General features: G+C 70.9%; 22 protein-coding genes and 2 pseudogenes. 13 read left to right on the forward strand and 11 right to left on the reverse strand.

All coding sequences use genetic code 11. The annotated features are described in order from the left end of the window. The first annotated feature begins 8 nt into the window (after positions 1 to 8). Entirely contained in the window at positions 9 to 785 is a 777-nt protein-coding gene (locus Phou_RS24440; RefSeq protein WP_173059293.1) for a class I SAM-dependent methyltransferase, read from the forward strand. On the opposite strand, the gene Phou_RS24445 is transcribed toward Phou_RS24440, so the two are convergent. Further along, the gene (locus Phou_RS24445; protein ID WP_173059296.1) at positions 782 to 2,011 is read right to left on the reverse strand and encodes a hypothetical protein; all 1,230 of its coding nucleotides are present in this window, start codon (positions 2,009 to 2,011) and stop codon (positions 782 to 784) included. The two genes, Phou_RS24440 and Phou_RS24445, sit on opposite strands and share 4 nt — an antisense overlap. A gap of 236 nt (positions 2,012 to 2,247) precedes the next feature. Between Phou_RS24445 and Phou_RS24450 the strand changes: the two genes are divergently transcribed. Continuing rightward, on the forward strand, positions 2,248 to 3,234 hold the full coding sequence (locus tag Phou_RS24450; RefSeq protein ID WP_173059299.1) for a phosphotransferase enzyme family protein: 987 nt from the start codon (positions 2,248 to 2,250) through the stop codon (positions 3,232 to 3,234). A 16-nt stretch (positions 3,235 to 3,250) separates the two neighbouring features. On the opposite strand, the gene Phou_RS24455 is transcribed toward Phou_RS24450, so the two are convergent. The 3 genes from Phou_RS24455 to Phou_RS24465 all read right to left on the reverse strand — a co-directional run bounded on the left by Phou_RS24455 (position 3,251) and on the right by Phou_RS24465 (position 5,066). After that, positions 3,251 to 3,733, reverse strand: a complete 483-nt coding sequence (locus Phou_RS24455) for a hypothetical protein (protein ID WP_173059302.1) — start codon at positions 3,731 to 3,733, stop codon at positions 3,251 to 3,253. A gap of 336 nt (positions 3,734 to 4,069) precedes the next feature. Beyond that, the gene (locus Phou_RS24460; protein ID WP_173059305.1) at positions 4,070 to 4,567 is read right to left on the reverse strand and encodes a sigma-70 family RNA polymerase sigma factor; all 498 of its coding nucleotides are present in this window, start codon (positions 4,565 to 4,567) and stop codon (positions 4,070 to 4,072) included. A gap of 130 nt (positions 4,568 to 4,697) precedes the next feature. After that, positions 4,698 to 5,066, reverse strand: a complete 369-nt coding sequence (locus Phou_RS24465; protein WP_173059308.1) for a YciI family protein — start codon at positions 5,064 to 5,066, stop codon at positions 4,698 to 4,700. A 334-nt stretch (positions 5,067 to 5,400) separates the two neighbouring features. On the opposite strand from Phou_RS24465, the pseudogene Phou_RS52960 reads away from it, so the two are divergent. From Phou_RS52960 to Phou_RS24480, 4 genes and pseudogenes are all read left to right on the forward strand, one after another. Next, positions 5,401 to 5,730 (forward strand): annotated as a pseudogene (locus Phou_RS52960) (family 1 glycosylhydrolase); the annotation flags it as partial. Between the two features lie 146 nt (positions 5,731 to 5,876). Then, positions 5,877 to 6,281 carry a family 1 glycosylhydrolase gene (locus tag Phou_RS52965; protein WP_246273849.1) on the forward strand — a complete coding sequence of 135 codons (405 nt, stop codon included), beginning with the start codon at positions 5,877 to 5,879 and terminating at the stop codon, positions 6,279 to 6,281. 380 nt (positions 6,282 to 6,661) lie between these two features. After that, on the forward strand, positions 6,662 to 7,348 hold the full coding sequence (locus Phou_RS24475; protein WP_173059311.1) for a UCP032817 domain-containing protein: 687 nt from the start codon (positions 6,662 to 6,664) through the stop codon (positions 7,346 to 7,348). Between the two features lie 61 nt (positions 7,349 to 7,409). Next, a complete protein-coding gene (locus Phou_RS24480; protein ID WP_173059314.1) occupies positions 7,410 to 7,826 on the forward strand; it encodes a hypothetical protein in 417 nt (138 codons plus the stop codon). Positions 7,827 to 8,201: 375 nt separating this feature from the next. On the opposite strand, the gene Phou_RS52970 is transcribed toward Phou_RS24480, so the two are convergent. Then, positions 8,202 to 8,618 carry a carbonic anhydrase gene (locus tag Phou_RS52970; protein ID WP_246273850.1) on the reverse strand — a complete coding sequence of 139 codons (417 nt, stop codon included), beginning with the start codon at positions 8,616 to 8,618 and terminating at the stop codon, positions 8,202 to 8,204. Between the two features lie 307 nt (positions 8,619 to 8,925). Continuing rightward, positions 8,926 to 9,495, reverse strand: a complete 570-nt coding sequence (locus tag Phou_RS24490; protein ID WP_173059320.1) for an uS7 family ribosomal protein — start codon at positions 9,493 to 9,495, stop codon at positions 8,926 to 8,928. Between the two features lie 338 nt (positions 9,496 to 9,833). Here Phou_RS24490 and Phou_RS24495 point away from each other — a divergent pair. The 5 genes and pseudogenes from Phou_RS24495 to Phou_RS24515 all read left to right on the forward strand — a co-directional run bounded on the left by Phou_RS24495 (position 9,834) and on the right by Phou_RS24515 (position 13,420). Next, positions 9,834 to 10,324, forward strand: a pseudogene (locus Phou_RS24495) (glycoside hydrolase family 11 protein). A gap of 124 nt (positions 10,325 to 10,448) precedes the next feature. Beyond that, positions 10,449 to 11,219, forward strand: coding sequence for a hypothetical protein (locus Phou_RS24500; protein WP_246274066.1), 771 nt, complete (start codon positions 10,449 to 10,451; stop codon positions 11,217 to 11,219). A 99-nt stretch (positions 11,220 to 11,318) separates the two neighbouring features. Next, on the forward strand, positions 11,319 to 11,933 hold the full coding sequence (locus tag Phou_RS24505) for a zinc metalloprotease (protein WP_173059323.1): 615 nt from the start codon (positions 11,319 to 11,321) through the stop codon (positions 11,931 to 11,933). Between the two features lie 12 nt (positions 11,934 to 11,945). Continuing rightward, entirely contained in the window at positions 11,946 to 12,596 is a 651-nt protein-coding gene (locus tag Phou_RS24510; RefSeq protein WP_173059326.1) for a hypothetical protein, read from the forward strand. 101 nt (positions 12,597 to 12,697) lie between these two features. Beyond that, positions 12,698 to 13,420 carry an SDR family NAD(P)-dependent oxidoreductase gene (locus tag Phou_RS24515; protein WP_218579176.1) on the forward strand — a complete coding sequence of 241 codons (723 nt, stop codon included), beginning with the start codon at positions 12,698 to 12,700 and terminating at the stop codon, positions 13,418 to 13,420. A 323-nt stretch (positions 13,421 to 13,743) separates the two neighbouring features. Here the strand turns inward: Phou_RS24515 and Phou_RS24520 are convergent, their stop codons facing one another. The 3 genes from Phou_RS24520 to Phou_RS24530 all read right to left on the reverse strand — a co-directional run bounded on the left by Phou_RS24520 (position 13,744) and on the right by Phou_RS24530 (position 16,510). Continuing rightward, entirely contained in the window at positions 13,744 to 14,724 is a 981-nt protein-coding gene (locus tag Phou_RS24520) for an IS30 family transposase (RefSeq protein WP_443094375.1), read from the reverse strand. Positions 14,725 to 15,233: 509 nt separating this feature from the next. After that, a complete protein-coding gene (locus Phou_RS24525; protein WP_173059329.1) occupies positions 15,234 to 16,103 on the reverse strand; it encodes an AraC family transcriptional regulator in 870 nt (289 codons plus the stop codon). Between the two features lie 71 nt (positions 16,104 to 16,174). Continuing rightward, positions 16,175 to 16,510: a hypothetical protein gene (locus tag Phou_RS24530; protein ID WP_173059332.1), complete on the reverse strand. Its 336-nt coding sequence runs from the start codon at positions 16,508 to 16,510 to the stop codon at positions 16,175 to 16,177. Between the two features lie 265 nt (positions 16,511 to 16,775). On the opposite strand from Phou_RS24530, the gene Phou_RS24535 reads away from it, so the two are divergent. Beyond that, entirely contained in the window at positions 16,776 to 17,408 is a 633-nt protein-coding gene (locus Phou_RS24535; protein ID WP_173059335.1) for an NPCBM/NEW2 domain-containing protein, read from the forward strand. A gap of 9 nt (positions 17,409 to 17,417) precedes the next feature. Here the strand turns inward: Phou_RS24535 and Phou_RS24540 are convergent, their stop codons facing one another. Beyond that, complete coding sequence (locus tag Phou_RS24540; RefSeq protein WP_218579177.1) at positions 17,418 to 18,815, reverse strand: BNR-4 repeat-containing protein; 1,398 nt, start codon at positions 18,813 to 18,815, stop codon at positions 17,418 to 17,420. Positions 18,816 to 18,842: 27 nt separating this feature from the next. Next, positions 18,843 to 20,300 (reverse strand): glycosyl hydrolase family 79 C-terminal domain-containing protein, encoded by a 1,458-nt coding sequence (locus Phou_RS24545; RefSeq protein ID WP_173059338.1) that lies wholly within the window; start codon positions 20,298 to 20,300, stop codon positions 18,843 to 18,845. A 271-nt stretch (positions 20,301 to 20,571) separates the two neighbouring features. Here Phou_RS24545 and Phou_RS24550 point away from each other — a divergent pair, with 271 nt between their 5' ends. After that, positions 20,572 to 24,882, forward strand: coding sequence for a CHAT domain-containing tetratricopeptide repeat protein (locus tag Phou_RS24550; protein ID WP_218579178.1), 4,311 nt, complete (start codon positions 20,572 to 20,574; stop codon positions 24,880 to 24,882). The last annotated feature ends 3 nt before the right edge of the window (positions 24,883 to 24,885 follow it).

Consider the following 24,885-nt stretch of genomic DNA (forward strand, 5'->3'; position numbering starts at 1 on the left):
GCGCCCTGATGGATTGGGTCAAGACCTTCTACTCGGCGACGGGTGAGTGGTGGGGTGCCGCTGAAGCCAAGATCACGGATCGGGACCATGACCGCGTCTCACTGTTGCGGCAGCACGCCGGGGCAGGGTCCATGCGGGTACTGGAACTCGGCTGCGGTTACGGCACCACTGCCGCGGCGCTGGCCGCCGCGGGGCATGTGGTGACCGCGGTGGAGGTCAGTGACCGTGCCCGTCATGCTGTCGACTTCGCCCGGCAAGCCACCCACGGTCGACTGTCCATAGTGCAGGAAGACTTCTACGCGGTACGGCTGCCGCAGCCGTTCGACGTCGTCTGCTACTGGGATGGTTTCGGAGTCGGCACGGACGCCGACCAGCGCAGACTCCTCGTGCGGATCAGTCGTGAGTGGTTGAAGCCTGGCGGGGTCGCGCTCATCGATGTCTACAACCCCTTTGTGTGGGCCAGGTGGGACGGCGACGAGGAACACAAACTTCCCAACCCAGACTTAGGGTACGAGCACGAGTTGCACGAGCGGACAACATTCGACCCCGTCGCCTGCGTGGCTACCGACACGTGGTGGGACGCGGCCGACCCCGCGCGCAAGATCAGTCAGACCCTGCGTTGCTACACGCCCGCCGATCTCGCGTTGCTGCTTGACGGCACTGGTCTGGCCCTTACCGCGATCACCGTCGCAGGGCGCACCTTCGATCCGGCCACCGCGCAGCCCGGCTCCAGCGAACTGCTGCACGAACAGCACCAGTACCTCGCCGTCATGCGGCGGCTCTAGTCGTCGTCGGGAAGCTGGTCGGGCTTCCAGTTGCCGAGGTACACCCGCGGTGTGCCGTCGACCTGTTCGTCTTTCAGGGTCGCGGCGTCGACGGCGACGCGCTCCATAATGGACACCGGCAGGTGCGGGCTCGCGGCGGCTCGTTCGGCGGCCACCGGCTCCTCGAGGAGTGCGAGTACGCGGTCGGGCGACAGGCGGGGGTCGCCCGCGACGGCTCTGCGCACGAACGGGTGGGGGTCGTGGCTGAGCCGTTCGACGAGGTGCGGTGGAGCCTCGGGGTCCATGACGACCAGGCAGCGTGCCTGGGGATCGGGGTCGTCGGCGAGGCGGGCCAGGCCGATGCGTTCGAAAGCGGGGTGGTGCAACAGCTGGCTCCGGGTCAGGTGCTGGCCCTCCAGGTAGGCGCGCAGGACGGTCTGGGACGACACCGTCTCGTGGTTCTCGCAGAGCAGCAGCCGTACCGCGTAGTCGCCGTCCTCGGCCAGTACCGCGATCAGGTCCGCGGGCAGCGCCGGGTTGTACGCGACGCTGCGGCGTAGGCCGATGTGCGCCGAGTACACGCAGCGGCGCTGCTGCTCGGGATCGCGCGTTTCGGCCGCCCAGCGCGCCGGGTGTATCCGGTCCTGCGGCTCCACCCGGTAGTCGATCGCCGCTCGCTGCTCCTCGGTGAGCTCCGGCCTCATCGAGACTTGGAGCCGCACCCTGGGCGACGGGTCGGTGGCCAGCGCGGCGACGAGGTCGGCCGGCAGCCGGGGATCCGCGGCGGCGTGGAACCGGTCCCACTCGTTGTCACTGCCGGCCAGCGCCTCGGCCTGCGCGCGGTCCAGCGGCGACTGCTCGACATCCGCCGCCGGCTCGTCGGCCTCTCGCGGCGCCAGTGACAGGCGCTCGCGCAGCTCCGGCGGCAGCCGGTAGCTGTGGGCGATCGCGTCGCGCAGGCGGGCGTCGCGCTCGATCAACCGGCGGTAGGCCCATTCAGGCAACGGCTCCACCGCGCCCTCCAGCAGCATGTACAGGACCCTGAACTCGGGGTCGTCGAGGAACCTCAACCGTTGCTCGGTCGTCAGGACGGTCGACTCGGCCAGCGCCGCCCGCACGTTGGTGTCGGGGTGGTCGACCAGCGCGTCGAACTGCTCGTCCGTCCACTCCGGACGGTAGGTCAGGTGGGTCAGCACTTCGCTCGGGTACTCGTCGACGAGCCGTCGTAGCAGCGGGCCGGGTACCACCGGGTTGTTGACCAGTCCTCGCAGCCGAGCTCGGACAGGGTTGTGGTAGCGGGCCAGGAATGCGTCGTTGGCGTGCAGCGCGAACCTCCGAGACGTCGATCAACTTTACGCGGTCCCGGCGCGCCAGCCGGGCGGCGTGACGCCCAGCGTAGGACGGGTGCGCTTGTCGCCCCGCTTGGTGGCGGTCGCGGTATTCCCTGGCGGGCCATCTGGTCCCCCTTTTAGGCTCACTCGGTATGCGCGTGACCCACTCGCTCCTGCACGCCGAGGACCTCGCCCAGCTCGTGGAACGGGAGTACGCCGTCGCGGCGCCCGTCAAGGTGAGCCTGCTGAACCGCGGCTTCAACGACACCTACCTCGTCACCGACGTCGAGGGCGGTCGCCGCGTGCTGCGGGTCTACAACCGGGAGAAGTACTGGATCCGTTCGGAGTCCGACCTGCGCTTCGAGCTCGACCTGCTCGAGCACCTGGCCGCGGCCGGGTTGGGCGTCATCCGCCCGTACCAGCGGACCGGCGGCGACCGGCTCGGCCGGCTGACCGCGCCCGAGGGCGAACGATGCTTCGCCCTGTTCACCTACGCGCCTGGCGCGCCCTTGTACGACGGCACGCTGACCGCGAGGCAGTGGCGCGAGCTCGGCTCCGGAATCGCCCGGATGCACCTGGAGATGGACGCCTTCCAAACGCGCCACGACCGCTACCACCTCGACGAACGCATCCTCGTCGAACGGCCGCTGGCCAGCCTGGCACCCTATGCCCGCTCGGACCAAGCCGCGGCGGACCTCGTCGAACTCGGCAAGCTCGGCGAGCAGCTGGCCGGCGAGATCCAGCGGCTCCGGGCGATCGGCGGCGCGTACGGCATCATCCACGCTGACCTGCACCGAGGCAACATCAACATCGACGGCGAGGGGCGGTTCGTCACGTTCGACTTCGACCACTGCGGGTTCGGGCTGCGCGCGTACGACCTGGTCTCCGCCTATCGCGGGCCCGACTCGCCGCAGGAGGAGCGCGAACGGTGGGCAGCCGTCCTGGCCGGCTACCAGCAGGTCCGTCCGCTGAGCCAGGACGAGGTGGCCAGCTTCCCGGTACTGGCCGCCTGCCGGGCGATGTGGGACGTCGGTGACTGGCTGGGTGCCACCGACCGCAACGGCAACGCGTGGGTGACCGAAGCCGTGATCGCCAAGCTGCTCGCGGACGTCCGCAAAGCAGAACCGGGCGACACGTAAAGACCAGGCCGCGGTGTCAGAGTCGCCGGGCGGCTCGTACCGCGATCTCGCGCAACCACGCCGGATCGTCGTGGTACGTCTCGAGCACCTCGACCCGGTCGCCGACCCGCAAAGCCACGGTGAGCGCCGTCCCCTCCTGGACGTTGGTCAGCCGCTCGCCGGTGCGGGCGTCGACGGTGTGGTAGGTGTGACGGGTCATCAGCGAGTCGTCGCCGGCGAAGCCCTCCTGCAGGAGGGTGCGCCGGTGCACCGTCCGCGCGGGACGCTCATCCGTGGATCCCTCGCCGCCCGCGTAGCTGTACTCCGGGCAGGCCGCCACGGCCCGCCGCGCGTCGGTCATCACCTGCTGCCCGACGGTCGCGGGATAGCGGGTGAGGTTGGCGAACACATCGCGGTCGCCTCCACCGCTCGCCTGCTCGGTGACGATGTTGATGCGCCGCCAGGTGTACGGGTGCGGCTCCGCGATCCCCAGGGCCGAGTACGCCGGACATTGTTCCATCGAGAACGACCAGCTCGGGTCCTCGCCGGGGGCGATGGCATGCTCGTTGTCAAGGTGGTACCCTCGCCGACGTCTGCCGGCTGCACCAGCGCATCCGGCCCGAACCAGCCCGCTGGAAGGCTCACGGTAGGCGTGGACCCTACCGGTGGTGGCGCCGCGTCCTGATGCGACGGTCGGACCACCAGCCACACCGAGGCGAGCAGGAGCACGAGGGCGAGCGGAGCCACCGCGACGGTACGCAGCGTGCGTCGCCGGCCGCGCGCCCGGATCTGCGTCGGCTGCGGCCAGCGCACGTCCGCGAGGTCGCGGGCGAGCAGGCGGGGCAGTTCGCCGGGGTCACGCATCGCGCGCCTCCTCCATGTCGACGGTGAGCAACCCGGTCAACGCGGCTCGGCCGCGGGCGAGCCGCGCCTTGACGGTCCCCGCCGGGGCGCCGGTCTCCCGGGCTACGTCGGCGACGGACAGGCCGAGCAGGTAGTAGAGGGTCAGTGCGGTCCGCTGCTCCTGCGGCAGCCGCCGCATCGCGGTGACGATGTCGACGGTGTCGGGGCCGGGCTCGGGCACGGGATCGCTGGGCCCGTGCCGTACGTGGGCGCGGACACGGCTGCGCAGGCTCCGCCACCGGCTCACCGCGATGCGGGTAGCCACGAGGCGTACCCATGCCTCCGGGTCCTGGTACCGGCCAACCGTCGCCCACCGCTGCCAGGCCCGCACGTACGCTTCCTGCGCCGCGTCCTGCGCTTCGGCGAGGTCGCCGGTCACCACGTAGACGTAGCCGAGCAGCCGTTGCCGGCTGCCGCGGTAGAACTCGTCGAACCCTTCGACGTCACGCACCAGCGCCTCCCCAGAGAAAGGGTCGCCAAGCACACGCACCTGGGCGGGTGTCCGGTTGCCGCGTGGCGCGACTTCCTGAACGCGCAGAGCCAACGACGTCGCCGGCCTGGCCGTTTCCCGGGCTACGGCATCACCTGCCGGCCCGGCGAAGCATCGCGTCTGTCTCGGGATCGGGCATGAGCTCGCGAACCTCTTGCGCGCAGCGGCAAGAGTCGGCGATCCTGGCGGCCCACGTCAGTGCTTCCTCGCGCGAGGCCACGTCGATGATCACGAACCCGCCGATGACCGCCTTGGTCTCTGGGTACGGGCCGTCGGTCGCCGTCCCGTCCGTGGCCACGATGCTGGCCCGCTGGCGTTCGAGTCCGGCGCCGAAGACGAACACGCCGGCGTCCACGGCGTCCTGGACCACCGCGTGTGAGGCCTTTCCCACCGCGGGCCAGTCTTCGTCGGGGATGTGGTCCATCGCGCCGTCATCGAACGAGATCAGGTACCGCGCCATCCGTGCCTCCCCTTGTCCCGGCGGTGATCATGACACCGCCGCTGGCCTCGGATAATCCCATACCCGCCGCGCGTTGGATCTACCTATCCTCGACGCATGCCGGTGACGAGGCGACGCCTGTTCTGGAGGTTCGTGGCCGTGGGCGCTGCGATCGGCGCCGCGTGCCACACCCTGCTGATCGTCATCGTCGGTCTGGCTCCGTGGTCCGGCGACGACCCAGGTCAATGGTCGATGTACCTCGTCTTCGTGAGCGCTGCCGCCCTCGACCTGGTGGGCCGACGTGGCCGCGATCGGCCACTACCGGCGGGTGCTGAGCGCGCTCGCCGGTACCGGCATGACCGCGTTCGTCACGCTGCACCATTTCACGCTGCCGCGCTGGTTCGCCGCCGCCGGCGGCTGGCTCGCGCCCGACGCGGTCGACGTGTTCGCACGCTACTGCTCCTATGTGGCCGGTGAGCTCGGCGACCTCATGCCGTACGTGTGCACGGTCAACGAGCCGCAGATGGTCGCCCTGCACGGCTACCTGGAGGGCTATCATCCGCCCGGCATCACCAACCCGGTGTTGTGGAAGCGGGCCGGACGTTCCCTGCTGGCCGCGCACCACGCCGCGGTCCGCGCCGTCCGCGCCGCCTCACCCCACTCGCGGACTGGGCTGGCGGTGAACCTTCCGCTGCTGGCGCCGATCCGCAACGACGACGCCTGTCACGCCTTCCACCGCCTGATGGAGCGGGAGATCGTCGACCTCTACCTCGACGGCCTCACCGGCGCCGACCGCGGCGACTGGCTCGGCGTGCAGTACTACCGCAAACAGTGGGTCGACCCCGCCTCACCGACCTTCTTCGCCGAACCGCCGGACGGCTTCGCCCGCACCAGATGGGCTGGGCGGTGCACCCGGACGGGCTCCGGCAGGTGTTGCACCGCGCGGCCAGGACCGGGCTGCCGCTCAACGTCACCGAAAACGGCATCGCCACCGAGGACGACACCGAACGCGTCGACTACCTGCACACCCACCTGGCCGCGCTCGCACAGGCCCGCGCGGAGGGCGTCGACGTGCGCGGCTACCTGCACTGGTCGGCGTTCGACAACTTCGAGTGGAGCGAGGGGTACCGCCCGAAGTTCGGCCTTATCGCCGTCGCGGACGACTTCACCCGCGTACCCAAACCAAGCGCCCAGGTCTTCGCTCGGATCGCCGCGACTGGCCAGCTGGGCGGGTGATGGCGCCGGGCGGCCGGCGACCTCGCTCGGTCAGACCGGGTCCGTTGTCGGCGATGTGCCGGGCGGGTGGGCACTGCCTCCGGCGGGAGCACGTCTTTTCGGCGCCGGCTACGTTGGTCCGGCCGATGGGCGCGGTCCGGTCCGGCGCACGGAATGGCAACCCCTGCCAAACGGCGCACCGAGGCATCGGCTCCAATGTCCCACGACGCCGTTTCACAACACCGCCCAATTCCGTGATCGCCACGAGTGCGTTTTCGAAGATTTGTCTAAATGCTCGATTACGGTGTTTGCCAGCCGGACGTACGCTCAGGGGGCCACGACGCCAATTCGGCGAGTCGAGGCCCGAGCGCTCGCATTTTCGGGCGGATGGAAGCAGCCACATGATCTGGTTCAGGCTCAAAGAACGCCGCTCCGCTAAACGAGTCGCCGCCGTCGGTGACCTGCAGTTCCCGGCCAGCGGGCGGCAGCACCTGACAAATCGGTACCACCATCTCAGCGGCGACAACATTCATCTTGTCGAAGTGGCGACCCGGCAATGGTTCCGGCTCCTGGCCCGCAACCCGAGGGAGAGCCTGATCATGCCCTCGCTGGTCGTCGACGACCTGTGGCAGGCGGTGGCCATGCGGGCACGCGAGTACGCCGCCTTCTGCGACGCCGCGTTCGGGCGCCCGCTGATCCACCGGCCCAGGTTCACGATGACCGCCGATGCGGATAGCCGCGAACGCGCCGCTCTGCTGGTGGCCACGCTCGGCCACGCCCGCAAGGACGAGGGCGGCGCCCCAGCCCTGCCGTTGCTGTTTCGAGTCGACGAAGAGCTGCGCATCCCGGACGGCAATCGCTACCTGGCCGACTGCGGGGGCCGCGGTGAATGCTTCCACGTCCCCGGCACGATCTGCCTGCAGCACGTTCGCGGACCAGGCAAGCGGGTCCAAGGCGGCGGCATCCGCGGTGACCTGCCCTTCGCCGACGGCCGCTACGGCTATGCCGGCGGAGCCTTCCTGGCCGGCGGTGGCGTCACCATCGAGTCCACCGGTGTGGGCGGCGGCGACGGCGGCGGCGGCAACTGACCCCGACAGCGTGTGCGCGGCCGCCGACCCGCGTTGACGGGGACTTCGCCGGGTGGTGCACGTGGACTACGACCGCGTGCGCTGGCTTCGCCGACGCACCATCGCGGCGGCCAGCGGCATGAGCACCGGGTCCGCGGCGGGCGACACCTCCGGCACGGATCCGCGGCCGGCGGCGTGGCCGCCCGGGTCGGCGTTCGGCAACACGCTCGGCGGCTCCGGCTCCGGCTCCGGCTGCGGCTCCGGCTGCGGCTGCGGCTGTGGTTCGGTGCGGCGGGACGTTGTGGAGAAAGCCACCGCCGCAAACGTAAATCTGGCTCGCGTGCCCGATTCGGACGCGAGCCGGCTGGACGAGTTGATCGGCGTGTTCCAGACGACCGACCACGAGTCCGCCGACGTCTGCCGGGGTAGCTCACGGGCGGCCAGCGTCCGGACCGGTCCGGCGTTCTCGGCAGCTGCCCACCGGCTTCCCTACGGCTGATGGTCCGTCGTCCCGGCCGCTGACGAAGGACCCGCGACGCCTGTCAACGCTCGCGCCGATCCTCGTGCCCGGGTCCCGGAACCGGTTGATCGTCGCCGCCCGGGCGCCCGGGACCCGCAGCTGGCCGCCGCTCCTCACCCGCCGGCGCAGAACGATCCGCCCCGGGCGGCGACGATCAACAGCACGAGCGCGGGTCCGGGCCTGAAGCGGGCGGATCAGAGCAGCGCGTACTCGACCATCGATGCCGCTGCCGCAGCACCTTGCCAGGCCAGCAGCACAGCCGTCGCTGCGGTTGCGACGATGACGAGTCGTTTCACGGCACGCATGTGGGCCTCCCCTGAAATTGAAAGTGTTCGCCGTCCATTAGAGCACCTTCTACAACATCTCGACTCGTCCGCTTTCCAGCCGGTAAATCCCACCGACGACGTCGATCCGGCGGGCCGCAATTGCCTGCTTCAGGTAGTTGGCGTGGCGGAGAGTGGCCAACGTCCGGTGGATGTGACTGCGGGTGACTTTCTCCAGGCTGTGGTCGGCCGATCCGGCTGCCGGCATCGCCGGAGCGATCTGGTCGATCAGGAACTGGCGGGCGCCCGCCGGCCGGTGTCCGGTGCGGACCGCCGCGCTCGCGGCCGCCACCGCGCGACAGTCGTCGTGGCCGAGCACGACCACGAGCGAGACCTGCAGATCGGTCACCGTGAACTCGATCGAACCCATCACGGCGCGGTCGAGCACGTGCCCGGCGGAACGGACCACGCAGATCGCGCCAACGCCCTGCCCGAACACGGCTTCCACCGGGACGCGCGCGTCGATACAGCCGACGACGACCGCGAAGGGCTGCGGGTCCGCGCCGCCGTTGGGGCGCCGGCGGGAGGCGAGTTGCCCAAGGTGAACTGGTGGTTGCCCGCGAGCAGGCGGGCCAGCGCCTCGACCGGGTCCGGCCGGCCGAGGTGTCGCGACGTCTGTTGCGACGGGATCGGCGCGGCCGTCGGATCGGAGAACAATCGCCCCGGTTCCACAGAAGGAGGATGACACGCCATCCACCGGCGCGGGGCCCCTGCCGCCGCCGGCGGGGCCCGCTCCGATGGCCTGGGCCGCGCGGTCAGCTGAGGGGGCGCGAGCACCACAGCTGGAAGTCATCCAGATTGACGTTGTGTTTGCTCAGGACGATCCGCACGACGATGGGTTTGTCGGTGTGGGCGAAGTTCGCAAACTGAACCTGCTGGTAGCGGCCACCGGTGATCGGCACGTTCTTGACGGACACGTATGTCCAGGTCGCGGCGTCGATGACCTCGAGGTTGAGGCTGGTGTCGTAGTTTGCCTGCGGCGAGGCCCAGATGTTGGCGCCGCAGGTGCGCGCCCCGGAGGACCGGTCCAGGGTTATCCGGCGCTCGATCGAGACCCAGCTTCCCGTCGCGGAGTACATGAAAATGGATCCGACGCCGCTGTGCGCGAGGATTGACGCTTGCGAGGCTTCGATGTTTCCCTGGCCGTTGATGTAGGGCGACCAGCGGTCGAACGGCCGGGACTCAAAGCCCTCGACTACCGGCCACGCCTCGGCGCTGGCCGGCGCCGCGCCGCTCGTCACGACCGCGACGGTCGCCAGCGCGATCCCCGCGAACGCTCGGGTGAGGCGGCCCCACAACGACGGCCGCGCCTTTGAAGACGACACTCCTGCCTCCTACGAATCGGGTGCGGAGAGCCTCGCATCGATGCTTCATCGAAACGGCACACGTCCGTCATGGTCACGACGGGCAAGACATCGATAAACTTCGCTGTAGGGTCAGGTCGATCGAGGAGGCACGTATGTCCGACGCCCCCGTCCGTTCGAAGAGCCGTGGACGCCGTCTGCGGCGGCTGTTTGGCAGTGCCTGTGTCGTGGCGCTGGTCGCCGCCGCCTCCGCGGTGGTCATGCCGGGCAGCGCGCAGGCGGCGATCACCTCGAACCAGACCGGCTGGCACGACAACCACTACTACACCCTCTGGACCGATTCACCCGGAACCGTCGCCATGGATCTGGGACCCGGTGGCAACTACCGCGTCGCGTGGAACGGCACCTACGAGTTCTTCGCCGGCAAGGGCTGGAACCCCGGCGGGCGCGGCATCGTGGCCTACTGGGGCAGCTTCAACCCGAGCGGCAACGCGTACCTGGCCCTGCACGGCTGGACGAAGAACCCGCTTGTCGAGTACAAGATCGTCGAGAGCTGGGGCAGTTGGCGTCCTCCGGGCGGTCCGGGCTTCCGGGGCACGCTCGTGACCGACGGCGGTGTCTACGACATATACATGACGCAGCGCACGGGGTGCCCGGCATCAACACGTATCGCCAGTACTGGAGCGTCCGGCAGGCAAAGCGGGTGGGCGGCGCCATCACCGTGGGAAATCACTTCGACGCGTGGGCCCGCCTCGGGATGGACCTCGGCACCCACGACTACCAGATCATGGCCACATGGGGCTACCAGAGCAGCGGTACCTCGAACATCACGGTCAGCCGTCCACATTGAGCGTGCTGCTGGAGACCTTTGTGGACCGGTACGGCAAAACGCGTCGACGCGAGCGTGGCGAGGTTGGTGTCCGAGCAGTTCCGGACATGATCCGGGTCGCGTGCGATGATCGTTCGTGCGCGTGATGATGGCGACCGACGCGGGACACCCGGGGCGGCCCAACGAGGACTTCGCCGGTGCCGTACCGGCCGGAATGGTCCTGGTCGACGGCGCTGGCGGCATCGCCGGCGCCGACAGGGTCTGCCGGCACGGCGTGAGCTGGTACGCGACCCGCCTCGGCGGCGCCGTGCTCGGAGCGCTGTCCCAGGACCGGAGCCTGCGCGAGGTGCTGGCCGAGAGCATCGTGCGGGTCACCGACGAGCACCGCGACACGTGCGACGTCGCCGACCCGATCAGCCCGTACGCAGCCGTGGCGATCCTGCGATTCTCCGGCGGGCTCGTCGAGCACCTGGTGCTCGGTGACGCGGTGGCGGTCGTCGGCCGGGCGGGAGGCGGCGAGCCGCTTGTGGCCCACGATGCGCGCGAGCTGGTCATCGCCCGCGACTTCGAGACCCGGCTGAAGAGCGTTGCCGAGGGCAGCGACGAGTACCGGCGGCTGCTGCGGGAGTTGCGGGCCCACCGCAACCACCCCGGCGGCTATTGGGTGGCCAAGGATGACCCGCGTGCGGTCGACGAGGCGATCGTCGGCAGTTGCCCGGCGGACGAGGTGACGGTGGCGGCGCTGCTCAGCAACGGTGCGAGCCGGCTCGTGGACACCTTCGCGCTCACCGGTTGGGCGGGACTGCTGCGGCTGCTGGCGGCCGAGGGACCCGAAGAGATCATCCGGCGGGTCAGGGAGGCCGAGGCCCGCGCCGACGTCGCCACCGACGACGCGACGATCATCTGCCGTGGTTGAGCAAGGAACGCCTGGCGGAAGGGGTGCGTGAACGGATCGATGCGATACCTGTGAAAGCTCGCCGTGAAACTGGGCCCACCTCGACCGAAGGAGACCCAGATGACGCGGCATCCCGCGCGTGGATCCCGCCGAACCATCGGCCCGCTGGCGCGGCGGCTGGGCGTGCCCGCCGCGGCGGTGATTCTCGGCGCGCTGTTCGCGCCCGGTCCGGCGCACGCCGCGATGGAGCGGACGCCGGCCGACAACGCGACCCACGACTACTGCTTCACCAGTGGTTTCGTCACCGCCGACGAGATCGCGACCTCGATGATGGTGTCGGGGCTGGCGTCGCCGACGGACATGTCGGTGACCTTCCGCGGCGACTGCGGCACGGGTGCCCGCGGGGCCAGCACCGTCGACGTCTGGTTCATCGAGACGACCGCTCTGGCCCCCGGCGTACGCGGGCAGATGCAGTGCCAGGTGCCGGTCCGGGTTGGCGGCAACGTCGTCTGCGACACCGCCGACATCAAGATTGACTACGCGGAGATCGTCGCGCAGGGGGGTCCGCGGGCGGCGAACTACGAGAAGACCATCCTGCACGAGATCGGGCACAGCGTCGGTCTGGTCGACCACAACGGCGATACCTGCGTGATGAAGCAGGGCCCGGTTGGCGACATCCTGTCGGAGCGGCGGTTCTCCACGTCCGACATCGCCACGATCAACGCGCACTACTAGGAGACGGCGCGCATGCCACGCACTCTCGCGGGGGCCCTTGCGGCGCTGCTGGCACTCACCGGCGTGGTCAGCTGCGGGGAGCCCACCACGCCGGACGCGGACCCGGCCGGCTCCGTCCGCGCGCTGGTCAACGAGGCGGGCCGGCACTGGCACGTGGAGTTCACGCCGCTGGCCTCGCCGGCCGACGCGGTGCGACGCGCCGACCTCATCGTGACGGGGACCCTCGTCGACGTGACCGAGGGCATCACTGTCGAGCGTCCGGACGGCGCCGACGGTGACGTCTGGGCGACCTTCGAGGTGCGGGTGGAGCGCGTGCTCTCCGGCGAGGCACCCGCGCAAGCCGTGATCCACGTCGCGGTCGGCAAGGATGTGGCGGTGACGGCGGACCGCCTCGCCGCCCTCAACCCCCAGGCAAAAGCCGTTATGGTACTGGCGGATCGCAGCGGCTGGGAGCCGGACGCCGACGTCCGGGTGACCCGCCCCGCCGGCATACCCGCCACCGCGCCGCTCTTTATGGCGTACACGGACGGCATGTGGCTGCAAGGACCGAAAGACGACCGCATGTACGCGATCCAGACCGAACCGGCCGACCTACCACCGCCCTGGTCCGCACCGACCACTGTGGAACAGTTCGCGGAGCGGATCACGGCCGCCGGCTCTTGAGGCCGGATCTTCGTGGTACACCTGGAGCATCTCGCCAAGCCGGCGTCCCGCCGCGGCGCGCGACCGAGCGTCGACGGCGTGAAGCGACGAAAGGTCTATGGATGATGCTGCTGGAGAACCGTACCGCGATCGTCCACGGCGGTAGCGGCTCCGTCGGTTCCGCTGTAGCGCGGGCGTTCGCGATCCAGGGCGCGGACGTGCACCTGACCGGTCGCACCCGGGCGAGCCTCGAGGAGGTCGCCGCCAGCATCCGCGGGGCGGGCGGCGTCGCACACGTCGACGTCCTCGACGTCCTCGACCGGGACGCGGTCGAACGGCACGCCGCCGCCGTGGCCAGCAGCGGCGGTATCGACATCTGCTTCAACGCCACCTTCAACGACGACGTCCAGGGCACGCCGCTGCTCGACATGCCGGTCGACGACGTCATGCAGCCGGTCGCCAAGGCCATCACGTCGAGCTTGACCGTCGCCACCGCGGCCGCACGCCACATGGTCCAACGCGGTACCGGAGTCATCCTGGTCATGGGCGGAGGGCGCGAGGCCATCCCCAACCTCGGCGGCTCCCACGTCGCCTGGGCCGCGCTGGCGGGCCTGTGCCGGCAGCTCGCCGCCGAGCTCGGACCACGCGGCGTGCGGGTGGCGTGGCTGCTGTCGCCGGGCTCGCCGGAGCCCGGCGAGCCCGACCCAGAAGCGGACCGGCTGCTGCTCCCGCGGCGCCCGAGCTACGAGCAGGTCGGCAACGTCGCCGTCTTCGCCGCCTCCGACTGGGCCGCGACGATGACGGCGACCGAGATCAACCTCACCGCGGGCGCCGTCATCGACTAGGGCGGTGTCCACTGTGGTTCGCCGGAACGTCAGTGGCCATCGCAGAAAGAGCTTTGGGGCCAGGTGGGCGCTCCGTCCACAACCGAGCGGGGTGGTTGCCGATGCCCGTTGCCGATCAAGAAAGCAGGCAGATCGGCCGGAGTTGACCGCCCGGGGCGATTTGGGCGAGCGCAGGGGGTGAACAACGGTCTGGACCACACTGGTTCCTTGATCGGTGTCAACAAAGGTCCCATAGAGCAGCCGCCTCACCCTCCGTGGTCGCCCAGCTCAACGCAGGAGCCCGCTCCGGCAGATCTTGGCAAGTTAGCGTCGAAATGGCGGGGTCAACCGGTGGTTGCAACGCCTAGGAGCTGGGCCATCTTCTCACTGGGGGTGGCCCAGGCCAAGGTTTGGCGGGGGCGGCTGTTGAGTTCGTCGGCGACGGTGTCCAGGTCGGTTTGGCTGATGGTGGTGAAGTCGGTACGGCCTTTGGGGAAGTATTGGCGTAGTAGGCCGTTGGTGTTCTCGTTGCTGCCGCGTTGCCACGGTGATCGGGGGTCGCAGAAGTAGACCGGGCAGCCGGTAGCCGTCGTGAATTGCAGGTGGCGGGCCATCTCCGTGCCTTGGTCCCAGGTCAGTGAGGCCCGCAGCCGCTCGGGTAGCCAGCTCATCGCGGTGGCCAACTGGGCGATGACATGCTCGGAGACCTTGCCGTCGGGTAACCCGACCAGGATCACGAACCGGGTATGCCGCTCCACCAGCGTCGCGATCGCTGAACCGCCGGCACCGCGGCCGCCTTCGAGCAGATCACCTTCCCAATGCCCGGGCACCGCCCGATCACCGGCCTCGGCCGGACGGGCGGAGATATTCAACCCCAGCCAGGGCCGCTGCGAGCGGACCGGCCCACCATCGACCGGCCGAGCCCGACGCCGGGCCCGCCCGGACCGTAACGCCACCTGCCGAGCCAACTCCCCGCGTAGGTTCCCCCGCGCCTGCAGATAGATCGCCTGGTAGATCGTCTCGTGCGACACCCACATCTCCGGCTCGTCCGGGAACTCCACCCGTAACCGGGCCGCGATCTGCTGCGGTGACCAACGCCGCCGCAACCACCCCAGCACCACCTCCCGCAACCGACCCGACCCGACCAGCCTGGCCCGCTTCGGCCGCCGCGACCGCAGATAACACCGGTAATCAGCCACGCTGGCTCGATACCGCTGACCGTACTGCTCATCCGCACGAACCTCCCGCGACACCGTCGAACGATGCCGCCCCAACCGCCGCGCGATCGACCCGATCGACTCACCACCAGCCCGACCCAACGCAATCTGCTCACGCTCAGCAAAAACTCAACCGCGCCGCCACCACACCACCCACCAAGATCATCAAAGAGTGTCGCAACCACCGATTGAAACCGCCAATGGCGGGCTAACTCACCAAGATCTCGAAGCGCACGGCCGGCACCTGATCGGCCGTCACCGACCGCGACGACGGCGCCGAACCGCGGACGGACTCGCGCGTTCCCGCCTCGAATGATCTGCAGAAGCACGCGTAGGGAGATCAGAGGCTACTGCGGCGCGGACCGTGAGCTGGGAGGACACCGGAAGCCGTCGCACGGCAAGTAATCTCCACTCCGAAAGTCGGGCTGCCCCCGTAGGGGCAGCAAATGACCACGATCTCAACGCGCCCGGCGGTTGAGGTGGGCGACCGCGGAGGGTGAGGCCGCGGGAGCAACGGTCCGGACCACGACGGACGTCGCGGTAGCTCGGATCTGTTTCGAATTAGATCTTCTGAAAGGGCTACCACCCCCTGACGCCGAAGGTCTCCAGCGGGGCCGTTACGCGGGTTCGATGGGTAGCCAGAGCTCGCAGGTGGCGGTGCTGAAGTCGTCCGCGCGTTCGAGGACGGTGACGATCGAGGGGCCTGGCCGCAGCCGCCAGGGGTTGGCGGGAAACCACTCGGTCGCGGTCGCGGCCCAGGTCTTCTGCAGGGCCTGCGGGTGGGGTCCGGCGGTGCGGAAGACCGCCCACCTGCCGGCCGGCACCTCGATGGCGTCGAGGTCGTCCGGCGTGGGGGTGTCCCGGGAGATGGCGACGCCGTGCAGGTAGGTCAGCTCGCTGCCCTCGGTGGCGTCGGGGTCGACGTCGTCGCTGATCTGCAGCAGGCCCGCCGGTTCGGTGTCGCTGAGGGCTTTCAACCGCTGATGGGCCTGCTGTGGCAGTGCGGTGATGTGCTGCTGGATGTGCGGGTTGACGCCGTGGTGGATGAGCGGGACCCGGGCTGCGTGCCCGACCAGCCGGAACGCGGGGCGGTCGACGATGCGGGTGTCCATGGGGTTGCTCCCTTCGACGGTCAGGCGGAACCTGAGCTGCGGTTGTGTGCGAAGGGGGCCTCCGTCGCGGCGGACGTCGCTGGGACCGGCGCCGTGGACCGCGCGGAACGCACGTCCGAACGCCTCGGTCGAGCTGTAGCCGTGCCGCACGGCGATGCTCAGCAGATCGTCCTGGCCGCGGATGACGTCGGCGGCGGCGACGGTCATGCGGCGCCGGCGCGCGTACTCCGACAGCGGCATGCCGGCCAGCGTCGAGAACATCCGGCGCAGGTGGTACTCGGTCGTGCCGAGCGCCGTGGCCAGGCCGGTGACGTCGAACTCCTCGCCGAGGTGCTCCTCGACCAGATCGACAAGCCGGTTGAGTGCCGAGATCATGAGGCCTCCCATCGGCCTCAACTCTGGCGGAAGCCACCCCGGCAACGCCCGACCGCCACGGTCCGATCCGATCAGTGGCCGGGGGTACGCAGCACCGTGTCGAGACGGCCGTCGCGGTCACTGTCGATGTAGGTGATGTCCGGCACTCCGTCGCCGTCCAGGTCGAGCTGCACCACGTCGGCGATGCCGTCACCGTCGAAGTCGGTGACCACCTCCACCGAGCCGTCCTGGTGCCGGCTCACGATCGAGCGACCCGCGGTGTCGACCTGCGGTCGCGGCGCGAGGGTCGGCGCCGGGCCACGTCCGATTGCGTCGCTGGCCGGCTCCACGTCGGAGCTGGCCGGGTCGATCTCCTCTTCGGAGGGGTAGACGCCGCCGCGCAACGTGGGATCAAGGTGGCTGCTCATCGACGTACCGTTCCCTGATCGTGCCGGCGGTAACCGTCGACACGGAGCGAGGCGGTGGTGCGACACAGCGCAACCGGCCCGCGCGCCCGCTTCCTAAAGGGTTAAGCCGCATGGACAAAAGGCGCTGGGCTAGTCGCGCCATATTGTATTTGCGGCGCCTGGATAAACTCGGTCCATGCACGATGAGGGGGCCAACAAAACACCACGCGGTAGTCAGTGGACCTCTCGAATACGACGTGGCCTGGAGCGGCAGTGGTTGCAAGGCGTGGCCGCGATCGCCGGTATCGTCGCGACCGCCCTCGCATTGGCCGCACTTCTCTCCGGGGGCACGGGTAATTCGACGACGGTGGGGCCGAGCCCACGTCCGATGCCTACGACCGAAGGGCAGCCCGCAAAACCCGCGGTTAGCGCAGAGTCGTCACCGACCGGCGCACCGTCGCGGTCTCCGGACGGCGGCGGCGGTCCGACGATCCTGCCCAGCGCTGGCAAGGCCAGCCCGCAGCCACGCACCAACGGTCCCACCAATCGGCCGCGATCAGTCCCGTTGACCGCCCTTCCCGTCGAGACGGTAACCGGCGCTTGGAGCACCGATGCCGACAGTATGAGCGCCAAGGTCTATTGCAACGAAACACCCACTCGCATATATCGGCTTGGCGGAAAGTATGCCGAGCTTAGCGGCTTTGCCGGTGTCGACGAGGATTCTCCAACGTCGGAGGAACTGAAGTTCGAAGTCTCGGTCGATGGCGAAGTGCTGTTTACCGGCCACATCGGGCAGGCCGCCAGCGCGCCGATCAGAGTCGACACACGCGGCGGTGACCGCTTGGCGCTGACCGTCAGCAAATGTGTTGACGGCTCATACGGGGTGGGCACCTACGTGGACATGCGACTGTCCGAGTAGCCAGACCGGTCAGCTCGCTCCGGCCACGTAGATGTCGCCGTCGGCGACGTCAGCGGGTCGGGCGCTGCTCGCGCCCGAGAGGATGAGCCGGGCCGGGTCCCGGTAGTCCTGGATCACCTCGATGCGCTGCACGGGGCGCGGGACGGCGATGGTCGCCTCCGGTTGCCACAGCAGGCCGGCGTACAGCCGGGCGGTCGACACGGCGGTGACATCCGGCGCGGTGGACGTCGTGTAGACCCGCCAGGTCAGCGGATCGACGCGTTCCATGTCGCGCACCCGCAGGCCGGTCGCGACCTCGCGCTTCTGCCAGCCGAGCGGGGTGTGTACCGCGGTCCAGCTGTGTACCACCGCCTGCGCGTCCAGCTGCATCCACACCACGAACGGCGCGTGGCCGCCGAAGGTGGAGCCGACGAGCTGGATGTAGTCGGGCGAGCGGGGGTTGGGCATCTGCAGCGGGGTGTCGACGACCTTGAGATGTGCCTCCTGGTCGGCGTCGTCGATCTCGACGCCCAGGTCTTCGCCCGTGGCGGAGCGGAAGTGCAGGTCGTGCGGGTAGAAGTAGGCGTGGTAGATGTTCTTGTGGTACCGGTCGTGCAGGTGGCCCTCGGGCCCGCCGCCGGCCAGGGTGTACACGATGGACACCCGTTCGCGGTGGCCGAGGCCGGCCGGCTCGTGCCGCAGCTGTCCGATGTAGACCTCGTTCATGTTGTCCACGCGCGTCTGCGGTGCGATGTTCCACCGCTCGCCGGTCAGCGATTCCGAGCTCTGCCAGGTGCGGCCGTTGTCGGTCGAGCGCACGTACTTCATCGGCCGGAAGTCGGTCGGGTACTGCTTGTCGAGGTCGCCGGCGGTCTCGCGGACGAACACGAAGATCGACCCGTCTGCCGTCTTGAAGACCATCGGGTAGGTGGCGCCGAGGCCCTCGGGGATCTGGGTGTCGGTCCACGTGCCTTCGATCGAGTGTGGGGCGGGGGAGCGGGCAAGCCACAGCTTCCGGTTGTGCATGCCGCGGAAGGCGAGCAGGTGCCCGTCGTCGGCCTGGATCAACGTCGGGTAGTTGTGCGTGTCATTGCCGCCGTCGGCCACCTTGACCGGCGCCGTCCAGGTACCGGTGCGGTGGTCGTAGGCCTGCACGTAGTTGTCCTCGTACTGTCCCGCCCAGGAGATGAAAGTCTTGCCGGCCGTCCGGTCGTACACCCCGCCGTTTGTGGGCCGGCGGTCGCTGCGGGCGGCGACGTTCGTGGCAACGGTGGTGAAGCTCGTGGGCGCCACCCACGTCTTACCCACCGGGGCGTGGGCCGTGTGCCCGGCGGCGGGTGCCGGCCCCATGATGAGCGCTGTCGCGGCGCAGGCCGCGGTGAGGGTGATGGCGCGCCGCGCGCGGCGAGCACCAGAGAGCTGAAGCACCGAACCTCCTCGGTGTGGGCGGGGATGTCACCGGTCGAGCGTGATCAGAGCGGCCGAACCCGCGGCGAGTTCGATGTGGACGGTCCCGCCGCGCACCGGACGGCGGTCGGCGGCAGCGGGCGCGAGGCGACCGTCGGTGCCCACGCGGGCGCCCTGCACGGCGGTGTCATCCGCGGTCAGGCCGCTGCCGGTCATCGTGAGGACCCGCGCGGTACGGTCGCGGCCGCCCACGGAGATGGCGACGCTGACCGGGCCGGTCGTCGTCTCCTCCTTCTGGATCACGGCGATCCGGGTGCGGCCGTCGTCTCCGCGCACGGCGTACGCGTTGACGTTGCGGTCGGTGGTGACGGTGACGGGCAGGAACGTGCCGGGACCCATCTGCCGCGCCATCCAGAGGCCGTAGAAGATCGGCATCGCCCGGTAGACCTGCGCGAGCTCCTCCGCCTTGCTGCTGGCGCACATGGGTGTGTAGAGCTGCCACCTGCCGTTCCAGATGGGCTGGTTGCACACGCCGAGACCGCCGTGGAAGTTGATCCCGTCGAGGCCGAGCTGGCCCATCTGCAGCGCGTAGTCCAGCGCCCACAGCGCGGATCCGTGCCGGTTGCTGACGCCGTCGATGCCGCCACCCCACGCCGAGTTTGTCTCGTCGATGCGGATCGGCTTGCCCAGCTGCTTCGCGACGGTCAGGTTGGGCGTGGCCGCGCCGGCCTGTCCCGCGTTGGTGGCCGGCGACAGCAGGCGTTCCATGGTGCCGGTCGGATCCATGCTGTACTGGTGAATCATGATCATCTTTAGTCGGTCGCCCTCGTCGCGGGCGAGGTTTGCCGCCCACGCGGAGGTGGGCGACGCGGCGTCCGGGCCGGCGAGCGGCATGCGGCCGACCGCGCCGGCGCACATCTGCCAGTCGCGCCGGTAGTCGGCGTAGGCGTATCCGGCGGGCCGGTAGCCCCGGCTGACCCATTGGTCCGGCTCGTTGCCGCACTCGGCGGCCAGCAGGCGGCGTCCGAGCACGCGGGACATCACCGCGGCCTGGTCGGCGGCGCGCTCCGCGTCCCAGCGACCGAGGTTGATGCCGACCGCGGTGTCCCACCCGGTGGCGGCGAGGAAATCGTCGAGGCGCTCGATGTCGGCCGGCGTGATGATGTGCTGGACCCACTCGGGCAACGGATCCGGAAGCTGCTGTCCGTCACCGAGCCAGATCGCGTCGCGGTCGAGAGTGTTGCCGGAGAAGCGGACGTTGCTGCGGCCGAGCGTCCTGAAGAACTGCGCCAGGTTGCCGCGGCGGGCGTCGATGTTTCCGATGCCGAGCTCGCGGACCTCGAAGGAAAGCCCGACGAAGTCGCTGGGCAGCCGGCCACCGGGCTGGCTTGTGTCGACGACGACGGTCGCGGCGGAGTCGGGCGTCGGTGCCGCGGCGGCGCCTCCCAGGCCGGCGAGGATCGCCAGGCCAGCGGCGGCGGCGCAGCCGGCTCGAAGAATACGCATGGTGGTCTCCATGGGTCCCGTGGTGGGGCACCTCCGGCCACTCGTGGGATGGCCGGCGTAAACACGAGCTCGTATCGACAGACAACATAGTGCCTAACATGCGGATAGGGAACCCCCATTATGGAGGCCGTCCACATATGTGGACGATGCTCGGGTCGATCGGCGCCTGAAGGGTGAACGACTGGTACGCGCCACGCGGCTGCGGCATGATGCTGGCGAGTAGCCGCGCCGGCGCGCGGTGGCCCGAATTCCGGCCACGGTGGAGTGTGCGATGCGAGAGCGGCGACGCCTGCTCGGGCGGGTCAAGCGGCGACTGGAGCTGTTCGACGCCGGAGGCGATCCGGCCACGGTCCTCGACCCGGCGGCCCTCGCGGAGGTGACCGACCTCCTCGCCAGCGTGCCGGACCCGCACGCCGATCCCGAAGTCGCCCACGCCGCCGGCTGGCTGTTCTGGTTCCGCTATCAGGTCCTCGACCCCGGCGAGGACGAGGAGGCCCTGGCGGCGTCGCTGGCCTACTTCGCGCCGGTCTACCGGACCGACCCGGCGGCGATCCCGTCGCAGGTTCGCGCGCACTTCGACGCCGACCGGCGGGAAGATCCCATGGCGCTGACCGTCCGCGCCATGCACCTGCTGGCCGGCCTCGGTCCCAGTGACGGCGCCGAGGCGGTCACGGCGGTCGTCGACCTGCTGCGGCGGGCCCTCGACGCGGCACCGTCCGGCCACGTCCTGCGCCCGACGGTGGTCTCCAGCCTCGGCCTGGCGCTGCAGGAGCGGTACCGGCGAGGCGGCGGCCCGGCCGACATCGACGAGGCGGTCACCCTCGGGCGAGAGGCGGTCGCCGGCGCCCCGCCCGGCCACCCGAGCCGCGCGACGGTGCTGGGCACCCTCGGCATGGCGCTGCGGGCCCGGCACGAGCGCACCGGCGACCCGGCGGACCTCGACGACGCGGTCACCGCCAGCCGCGACGCGGTCGGCGTCTTCGCCGCCGGCGACCCCGGCCGGGCGGCGACGCTGCACAACCTGAGCGCCGCGCTGCTGACCCGGTGCGAGCGGACGGACGAGTGGACGGACCTCGACGAGGCGGCCGCGGCCAGCCGCGAGGCGGCCGCCGCGACACCCTCCGACCACCCCGGCTACGGCGAACGGCTGCACACCCTCGGCCTCGTCCTCTGGCGCCGGTTCGAGCGCACCGGCGAGCGGGCGGACCTCGACGGGGCAGCCACCGCCAGCCGCGACGCGGCGGCCGTCATGGCCGCCGAAGATCCCGACCGCACCGTGGCGCTGTGGAACCTCGGCAACGCCCTCTGGACCCGCCACCTGAGCACCGGCGACCCCCGCGACCTGGACGAGGCCATCGCCGTGGGCCAGGACCTGGTGGCCGCCGCCCCACCCGCAGGCGAGCGCCGGGCCAGCCCGCTGGCCATCCTCAGCACGAGCCTGACGGCCAGGTTCGCGCTCGGCGGCGACCCGGCCGACCTCGACGCGGCGATCCGTCACGCCCGCGCCGCGGTCGACGCCACGCCGGCGGAGAGCGCCAACCGCGCGCCGCGCCTGTCCGAGCTCGGCAGCGCCCTGCACGCCCGGTACGAACGCACCAGCGAACGCGGCGACATCGAGGAGGCGGTCGCCGTCCTCGAGGAGGCCGTCGCCGCGACCCCGCCCGCCGGCTCGGACCGCGGCCGGCTGCTGGGCAACCTGTGTATCGCGCTGATCGGGTTGAGCGAACGGACCGGCAGCCGGGCCTACCTGGACCGGGCCGTGGCGGCGGGCCGCGACGCGCGGGCCGCCGCCCCGCCGGGGCACGCCGACCACGACTTCGCGCTGGCCGGCCTCGCCAGCGCCCTGCGGTCGCGGTCCGAGCACAGCGGCGACCCGGCCGACATCGACGAGGCCACCGCCGTCGGGCGTGAGGCCGTGGACGTCACCGCGCCCGATCACCCCGAACATCCCCGGCGGCTGGCCAGCCTCGGCGGGATTCTGGTGGTGCGCTTCGACCGGACCGGCGATCCCGCCGCCCTGGACGAAGCCGTCGACCTCGTGCGGCGGGCGTGGGCCGCGACGCCACCGGACAGTCCGGACCGCACCCACATCCTGTCGAACCTCGCCGCCACGCTGCACACCCGCTTCGGGCAGAGCGGTGACCCGGCCGACCTGGACGAGGCGGTGCGGCTGTCCCGGGAGAACGCTGCCGGGATCCGGCCGGACGACCCGCACCGCGCCTACCTGCTGACCAACCTCGACAACGCCCTGCGGTCCCGGTTTGAGCACACCGGCGACCGCACCGCGATCGACGCGGCCATCGAGGCCGGCCGGGAAGCGGTGGTGGCGGCGCCCGGCGGCCACCCCTACCGCGCCCTGGTGCTGGCCAACCTCGGCGCCTCCCTGGGCATGCGGTTCTCCCGGTTCGGCGGCCAGGCGGACCTCGACGAGGCGATCGAGGCCAGCCGGGAGGCGGTCGCCGCGACACCGCCCGACCACGGCGATCGCGCCGAGCGGCTGGGCAACCTCGGCCTCGCGCTGCGGTCCCGGTTCGAGCGCGCCGGCGGCGAGGCCGACATCGACGAGGCCGTCGACGCCAGCCGCCGGGCGGTCGCCGCCACCGCGCCGACCTACCCCGGCCGCGCCAACCTGCTCATCGGCCTCGCCAGCGCGCTGCTGGCCCGGGCCGAGCGCACCGGCAGTCGCAGCGACGTCGACGAGGCGATCCGGGCGGGCAACGACGCGGTCGCCGCCACCCCGCCGGGGCATCCGCTTCGGTCGATGTTCCTGTCCAACCACAGCGGCGCCCTGCACACGCGGTTCACCCTCGCCGGCGACCAGGCCGACCTCGACGCCGCGATCGCCGCGGGCCGCGAGGCGGTCGCGGCCACCGCGCCCGACCATCCCAGCCGGGCCGTCTTCCTGACAAACCTCAGCGTGGTACTGCGGCAGCGGTTCCAGCGCACCGCCGATCCGGCCGACGTCGGCGCCGCGGTGTCGGCGGGCCGTGAGGCGCACGCGATCGCGGCCGCCTCGCCCCGCATGCGCGCCGCGGGCGGGGGTGCGTGGGGTCGCGCGGCCGCCGTAAGTGGGCAGTGGGCGGAGGCGGTCGCCGGGTTCTCAGCCGCCGCCGGGCTGCTCGGCCAGGTGGCGCCGCGCAGCCTCGCCCGAAGCGACCAGGAGCACCTGCTGGAGGAGTTCGACGGGTTCGGCGCGGACGCGGCGGCGTGCTGCGTCCACGCCGGGATGGCCGAGCGTGCGGTGGAACTGTTCGAGCAGGGGCGCGGGATCCTGCTCGGCCAGGCGCTCGACACCCGCACCGACGTCACCGCGCTCGGCGAGCGGCATCCCGCCCTGGCCGAGCGCTTCACGGCCCTGCGCGAGGAGTTGGACAGCGGCGAGGAGCAGCGGACGCCCGGCGCGGTGGACCGCCGGCGGGCGGCGGCCGAGGCGTTCGACGCGGTGATCGCCGAGATCAGGGCGACACCCGGGTTCGGTGGCTTCCTGCGCCGGCCGGCGGCAAGCGAGCTGGCAGCGGCCGCGGCGGACGGCCCCATCGTGATCGTCAACGTCTCACAGTTCGGCTCGCACGCCCTGATCCTGAGCGGTGGCGGCGTGCTGGAGCCGGTACACCTCGACGGGCTCACGCCGGACACGGTGTACGAGCGTGTCATCGACTTCCTCAATGCCGTCTTCGACCGCGCCGAGCCTCGCCTCGCCGGCACGCTCGGCTGGCTGTGGGACACCGTCGCCGACCCGGTCCTCGAGCGGCTGGGGATCACCGGACCACCCGCGCCCGGCGAGCCGTGGCCAAGGCTGTGGTGGTGCGTGTCCGGGCTGCTGTCCTTCCTGCCGCTGCACGCCGCCGGCCACCATGGCACCCGGTTCGACGCGGTGCCGGCCACAGTGCTCGACCGCGTGGTCTCCTCGTACACTCCCACGGTCCGCGCGCTGAGCCACGCCCGGCGCGGCGGCCCGCCATCCACTGTGGACGAGCCCGATGCCGGCGTTGCCGCCCGACTGCTGGCGGTGGCGATGCCGCACACGCCCGGCGCCGCCGACCTGCCCGGTGCGGACGCCGAGACCGCCTGGCTGCGGCAACGGTTCGCCGACCGCGTCTCGGTACTCACCGGTGCCGAGGCGACCCGCGGCGCGGTGCTCGCCGCACTGCCCACCGCGCAGTGGGCACACTTCGCCTGCCACGCCTCCAGCGACCTCGTCAACCCCTCGGCCAGCGGGCTGCTCCTGGCCGACCACGAGCAGCGCCCGCTGACCGTGGTCGACGTGGCCCGGCTGCGGCTGGACCGCGCAGGCCTTGCTTTCCTGTCGGCCTGCGCGACCGCCCGCCCCGGCGGCCGGCTCACCGACGAGGCGATCCACCTGGCCTCGGCGTTCCAGCTGGCCGGCTACCGGCACGTGATCGCCACGCTGTGGCCGGTCGGCGACCAGGACGCCCTGGACGCCGCAGCCGACATCTACGGCTCGCTTGCCGGCAGCGCGGACGACGCCGCCGGCGCCACCCACGCCGCCGCGCGCCGGTTCCGCCGCCGCTGGCCGGACGCCCCGTCGATCTGGGGATCGCACATACACAGCGGCGCCTGACCG

The organism is Phytohabitans houttuyneae (assembly GCF_011764425.1).
Taxonomy (GTDB): Bacteria; Actinomycetota; Actinomycetes; order Mycobacteriales; family Micromonosporaceae; genus Phytohabitans; species Phytohabitans houttuyneae.

Coding starts and splice junctions, on each gene's coding strand:
- Phou_RS24455 (WP_173059302.1), bottom strand. CDS start 3,733: ATGGAACAATGTCCGGCGTACTCGGCCCTGGGGATCGCGGAGCCGCAC.
- Phou_RS24510 (WP_173059326.1), top strand. CDS start 11,946: ATGCCACGCACTCTCGCGGGGGCCCTTGCGGCGCTGCTGGCACTCACC.
- Phou_RS24500 (WP_246274066.1), top strand. CDS start 10,449: ATGATGGCGACCGACGCGGGACACCCGGGGCGGCCCAACGAGGACTTC.
- Phou_RS24505 (WP_173059323.1), top strand. CDS start 11,319: ATGACGCGGCATCCCGCGCGTGGATCCCGCCGAACCATCGGCCCGCTG.
- Phou_RS24450 (WP_173059299.1), top strand. CDS start 2,248: ATGCGCGTGACCCACTCGCTCCTGCACGCCGAGGACCTCGCCCAGCTC.
- Phou_RS24525 (WP_173059329.1), bottom strand. CDS start 16,103: ATGATCTCGGCACTCAACCGGCTTGTCGATCTGGTCGAGGAGCACCTC.
- Phou_RS24475 (WP_173059311.1), top strand. CDS start 6,662: ATGATCTGGTTCAGGCTCAAAGAACGCCGCTCCGCTAAACGAGTCGCC.
- Phou_RS24545 (WP_173059338.1), bottom strand. CDS start 20,300: ATGCGTATTCTTCGAGCCGGCTGCGCCGCCGCCGCTGGCCTGGCGATC.
- Phou_RS24515 (WP_218579176.1), top strand. CDS start 12,698: ATGATGCTGCTGGAGAACCGTACCGCGATCGTCCACGGCGGTAGCGGC.
- Phou_RS24530 (WP_173059332.1), bottom strand. CDS start 16,510: ATGAGCAGCCACCTTGATCCCACGTTGCGCGGCGGCGTCTACCCCTCC.
- Phou_RS24440 (WP_173059293.1), top strand. CDS start 9: ATGGATTGGGTCAAGACCTTCTACTCGGCGACGGGTGAGTGGTGGGGT.
- Phou_RS24550 (WP_218579178.1), top strand. CDS start 20,572: ATGCGAGAGCGGCGACGCCTGCTCGGGCGGGTCAAGCGGCGACTGGAG.
- Phou_RS24465 (WP_173059308.1), bottom strand. CDS start 5,066: ATGGCGCGGTACCTGATCTCGTTCGATGACGGCGCGATGGACCACATC.